This is a genomic window from uncultured Rikenella sp. (assembly GCF_910577125.1).
Classification (GTDB): Bacteria; Bacteroidota; Bacteroidia; order Bacteroidales; family Rikenellaceae; genus Rikenella.
Genome location: NZ_CAJTMN010000130.1, coordinates 1 through 4,902 on the forward strand (window position 1 = coordinate 1; position 4,902 = coordinate 4,902).

Below are 4,902 nucleotides of genomic sequence, written 5' to 3' on the forward strand. Positions count from 1 at the left end.
CGTTTTGACTGGATTTCCCAAGGCGCGCGAAAAACAAGCCCCGCCCCGGGCTACCACGAACGCCACAATGGTGCTTTGGTTTACGTAGGACACCATGGAGCCAGTTGGTCTGCATCCATCAGTAATATTAATGGTTTTTATCTCTGGTTTCACGCGACCCATCTGCACCCCAGCGGGGCGAACGCTCGCGCCTACGGTCTTCAGTTGCGTTGCCTCTCGGAATAAACGGGGCCTCCAGGCACTCCGAAAAGGTAGCCTTTACCCTAAAGCTGGGCAGAATCTCTGCGCCCCGTCAGGGGCGCGCGGGCCGAAGCCTCCCCCCGCGGAGGCCCGCAACTGACGTTGCTTTTGGGCCCCGCAGGCTTCAACCCGCTCTCGCTCAGCCTAATTCTCCGCCCGTTCGTCCTCGGCGCACACCCTCGCGCCGGTGCCTTCGGGCACCCCGAAATAGCAGCCTCGAACCCCAAGGCCGAGGACGGCGATTCCTACGGAATCGCGCTACTCGCTCTCGGCCCCGTGTCAGCCCATGCGGCTCCGCTGTCGCTCCGCCGCCTTTTCCCGCGCGCTGGCGGAAATCTTATTCAAACGCATCATGCGCGTTTGAATGATTTCCTTCTCCAGCAATCGCGCGCGGGACAAACTTTGTTATTTTTCTCGCGCGCCTTGGGCGATTCATTCTGTTTCGGTTCACGCCGAAACAGTTGAATCGCCTCTTTAGGCGTGGCGCGCGGGGCGAGCTTTGTCCCGCCTCAAACTGTTCTCTTTGTGAACAAAGAGAACCAGAAAAACTTTAGACGGATGCTGACGCATCCTCAAACTGCCGACGGCCCAACCCTTTGTTCGCGCACGGGGAAAACTTTCTCCCTCCCAATGTCCCTAGGCTTCCGGACGCTTCCGCAGCAAACGGAAGGTGTCGGAAGCGATCACAAGTTCTTCGTTGGTCGTCGCTACAACCACTTTCACCGGGGAGTCCGGGGTCGAAATGATCGCGTCTTCGCCGGCGGCGGCTTCGTTCGCGGCGTTGTCGAGGAAAATCCCCATCGATTCCAGACCTTTACATACGGTATAACGCAGCTTGGCGACGTTCTCGGCGATGCCGCCCGTGAAGACGATCATGTCGGTGCCTTCGAGTTCGGCCATATAGGCCCCCACGAACCGCTTGATCCGGAACATGTACATGTCCATGGCCAGCTGGGCGCGGTCGTTGCCGTTCTGGGCGGCTTCGCGCACGTCGCGCCAGTCGGACGAAATACCGCTCACGCCTAACAATCCGGACTGTTTGTTGATCAGGTCGGTGGCTTTCTGGGTGTTCAGGCCCTCTTTGTCCATGATTTCGAGCAGTACGCCGGGGTCTATCTCGCCGCTCCGGGTGCCCATCATCAGGCCGTCGACGGTGGTGAAGCCCATCGAGGTGTCGAACGATTTCCCGTCTTTGATGGCGGTGATCGAGGCGCCGTTGCCGATGTGGCAGGTGATGATCTTGGAGTGTTCGAAGTCGAGGCCGGTCATCCCGCAAGCTTTCTGGGCCACGTATTTGTGGCTGGTGCCGTGGAAGCCGTACCGCCGGATGCGGTCTTCTTCGTAGTATTTGTACGGGATGGCGTAGAGGTACGATTCCCGCGGCATGGTCTGGTGGAAGGAGGTGTCGAAGACGGCTACCTGCGGAATGGTGGGCAGCAGCCGCTCAATCGACAAAATCCCTTTCAGGTTGGCCGGGTTGTGCAGCGGGGCGAGCTTGAAGCAGCTCTCGATCTGCTGTTTGACGGTCGGGTTGACGATGGCGCTGTCGGAGAAGTATTCCCCCCCGTGGGTCACGCGGTGGCCGGCGGCGGAGATCTCGCTCAGGCTTTTGATGACGCCGTGGTGTTCGTCGGTCAGGGCGTCGAGGATCAGGTTGATCCCGACCGAATGGTCGGGGATGCTCTGGACGAATTCGAATTTCGGCTTGCCGGTCGGTTTGTGGGTCAGGAGGCCGTCGGTCAGGCCGATGCGTTCGACGAGCCCTTTGGCCAGCAGCTGGTGGTCGGTGGGGCTGGTCATGCGGATCAGCTGGTATTTGATGGAGGAGCTGCCGCAGTTGAGTACGAGTATAATCATCTGTATGTGTATTTGTTGCGTGAAACAGACGGGGCGGCCGGTAGGGCTGCCGCCGTTTAAGGCGGGTAAAGTTAACAATTTTATTCCAAACGTTCGCGCAGCGAGTGGAGCATCTCGATCTGGGCGGGCGAGCGGAGGCGGTTCAGGAGTTCGTCGACGAGTTCGCGGGCGGCTTTGCGGGTGTCGCGTGAGCCGCGGAGGGCGACGGGCTCCAGAGAGAGGGCGAGCGGGAGGCTGTAGGGTTCGGGAAGCATGGCCATCAGCAGGCCGACGCGGGCGGTGAAGAGGTCGAGGTCGTCGCTTTGCCGCAGGGCGGCGACGTCGGCCATCGATTCCAGGGACTGGAGGGAGGAGAGGTCGAGCCGGCGGGCGGTCTCGACCAGGGCGGCGGTCGCCGGGGTGGAGTAGGGACGGCTGCCGACGACGTAGGGAAGCATGCCGGAGCGGAGGGTCTCGTCGAGCACGGCGTCGACGGTCTCGCGGCCGATGGCTTGGCGAAAGGTCTCGATGTGGGTCGTGAGGTAGTCGAAAGCGGGAGAGTCGCTCCGCAGGACGATGCTGTTCTCGAACAGGGGCCAGATGACGCTGTTGGCCAGATCCTGAGGCAGCTGGCCGTGCAGAAAGTCGCGCACGGCGGCATCGGTCGCGACGGGATCGCCGCTCTCGGCGGCGGTGTAGATACGTCGCAGTCGCCAGGTACCGTACCCCTGGGTGGTCATCAGGAGGGCGCGGAGGCGTTGTTCGAAGTCTGCGGGGTCGAGGGTGACGTCCACTTTGTCGAGGACGTCGCCGCTGGGGTGGAAGATCAAAATGGCGGGGTAGGAGGTGACTTCGTACAGCCGGGCGAGTTCGGCGCCTTGGGTGGTGCCGGTGGGCACTTGTACGGGGATGAACCGGCTCTCGATGAGGAGCCGGACGGCGGAGTCGCTCAGAACGTGTTCGGACATCCACCGGCTGCGGTGGTTCCAGTCGGCGTAGAATTCGACGAGGAGCAGTTTCCCTTGGCTCCGGGCTTCGTTCAGGGCGGTGTAGGGGTCGCTGCCGTGGTAGGTCAGGCGGGCTTGCCGGCCGGTTTCCTTTCCTGCGGCGGGGTGGAGGAGAAGGGGGAGCAGGAGGAGGAGAAGGATTTTTGGGGGGCGCATGGCGGGTGTTTTTCGATGAGGGAGGGAACGGAAAAAGAGGCTTTGTCCGGAAAATCTTCTCTTTGCTAAAGAATAATCCGGCGAAAGCCTCTCTTGCTTTTGGCCTGCAGGTGGTCGGTCGGGCGACTCTATATATAAAGGCGACTCTAGATATAAATAGGTATGGTTATATGGCGGGTCGCGTCCGATCTAAAGCCGGCGCGGTTAGTGGCATCCGCAGCCGCCTTCGCCGCACCCTTCTCCGCATCCGCCGTCTCCACAGTCGCCTTCGCAGCCGCAGGAGCATCCGCCGGCGGGCATGGTGTCTTCGGGACGGGCGTCGCGCACTTCGAGGATCTGGCCACTGAAATTCAGGGTTTTGCCGGCCATCGGGTGGTTGAAGTCCATGGTGACGTCGGTGTCGCTCACGGCTTTCACGGTGCCCATCAGCCGGTTGCCGTTCTGGTCGGCCATGGGGAGCACGTTGCCGACGACGAGCATGTCGTCGGGGATGGCGCCGTCGACCATAAACACCTCTTTGGGCAGGTTCACGACGGCCTGGGGATTAACTTCGCCGTAGCCTTCGGAGGGGTTCAGCACGAATTCGAAGCTGTCGCCGGCGATCTTGCCTGCGATGTATTCTTCGAATTTGGGCAGGAGCATCCCGATGCCGTACACGAAGCCCAGGGGGCGTTCGGCGGTGGCCTGGTCGGCCACTTGGCCGTCGACGACGAGGGTGTAGGTCAGTGATACGAATTTGTTCTCTGAAATCTTCATTCTTTGGTTTTTACGTTTGTTTTTGTTTGATAACGGGTGTTCTGGGCCTGTTATTTTACCTGTTCTGAATCTTTTTCTCGTTTATCCTTCCGTTTATTCCGAGAGGCAACGCAGCTGAAAACCGTAGGCACGGCTACTCGCGTCGCTGGGATTGAGCCACGTCACGTGGAAATTCAAGTTCATGCCATTGGTACCGCTCACCGCAGACGACCAGCTATAGCCGCGGTTGTCAACGTAGCTCAGCGCGCCCTCGCCGTGGCCACGGAAGCCCGGGGCGGTGCCACCGGTATAGGGTAGAGGCTACCTAGGGTAGACACGGCCAGTAAGACGCCTTGTGGGCGCGTTTATTCCGAGAGGCAACGCAACTGAAGACCGAGTCCGCGATTATCTGAACGACAAGGATAAACCGCATTTGGCACGATGCGCAAATAGGCGCTGTTCGTCTCATTGGCCGATGAAGACCAACTGAAACCTTCGTTACCAATGTATGCCAGATCACCGCCTCCTGCGTTGCGGAAGCCCGGGGCGGGGTTTATGCGGGTCGGAGCCAGCGTAGCCGAAAACAAGCACCGCGAAGTTACCGGCCTACGCCTTGGGTGGCTCCGGCCCGCGCGGCTCTGCGAGCCGCAGGGTTCGGTCTTGTTTTTCCCGCGCGCCTTGGGAAAATCTTATCCAAAAGCGTGGAGCGCTTTTGAATGATTTTCCTATTAAGGCGTGGCGCGCGGGTTTGTCAATGCTTGCTTTAGTCGCCCGCGGCAATTCTCGTTGGTTGGCCAAACGCCAACCAACAGAATATGCCCTCTTACGCGGGCGCACCCACAGGGTGTTTTATTGGCAGCCTCTACCCCAATAGGACGGAACTGCCCTCGGGCCGGGCGGGCCCCACGTCCCGTGGACGGGCGAAACT

At 60.4% G+C, this 4,902-nt stretch carries 4 protein-coding genes and 1 pseudogene; 1 reads left to right on the plus strand and 4 read right to left on the minus strand.

Going from position 1 to position 4,902, the window contains the following annotated elements:
* Nucleotides 1-225 (plus strand): annotated as a pseudogene (locus QZ292_RS09575) (hypothetical protein); the annotation flags it as partial.
* Nucleotides 226-876: 651 nt separating this feature from the next.
* Here QZ292_RS09575 and QZ292_RS09580 read toward each other — a convergent pair.
* The 4 genes from QZ292_RS09580 to QZ292_RS09595 all read right to left on the minus strand — a co-directional run bounded on the left by QZ292_RS09580 (nucleotide 877) and on the right by QZ292_RS09595 (nucleotide 4,561).
* A complete protein-coding gene (locus tag QZ292_RS09580) occupies nucleotides 877-2,097 on the minus strand; it encodes an acetate kinase (RefSeq protein ID WP_294600988.1) in 1,221 nt (406 codons plus the stop codon).
* A gap of 80 nt (nucleotides 2,098-2,177) precedes the next feature.
* Nucleotides 2,178-3,239, minus strand: a complete 1,062-nt coding sequence (locus QZ292_RS09585; protein WP_294600990.1) for a thioredoxin family protein — start codon at nucleotides 3,237-3,239, stop codon at nucleotides 2,178-2,180.
* A 204-nt stretch (nucleotides 3,240-3,443) separates the two neighbouring features.
* Complete coding sequence (locus QZ292_RS09590; protein ID WP_294600992.1) at nucleotides 3,444-3,995, minus strand: FKBP-type peptidyl-prolyl cis-trans isomerase; 552 nt, start codon at nucleotides 3,993-3,995, stop codon at nucleotides 3,444-3,446.
* A gap of 344 nt (nucleotides 3,996-4,339) precedes the next feature.
* Entirely contained in the window at nucleotides 4,340-4,561 is a 222-nt protein-coding gene (locus tag QZ292_RS09595) for a hypothetical protein (RefSeq protein WP_294600995.1), read from the minus strand.
* Between the last annotated feature and the right edge of the window lie 341 nt (nucleotides 4,562-4,902).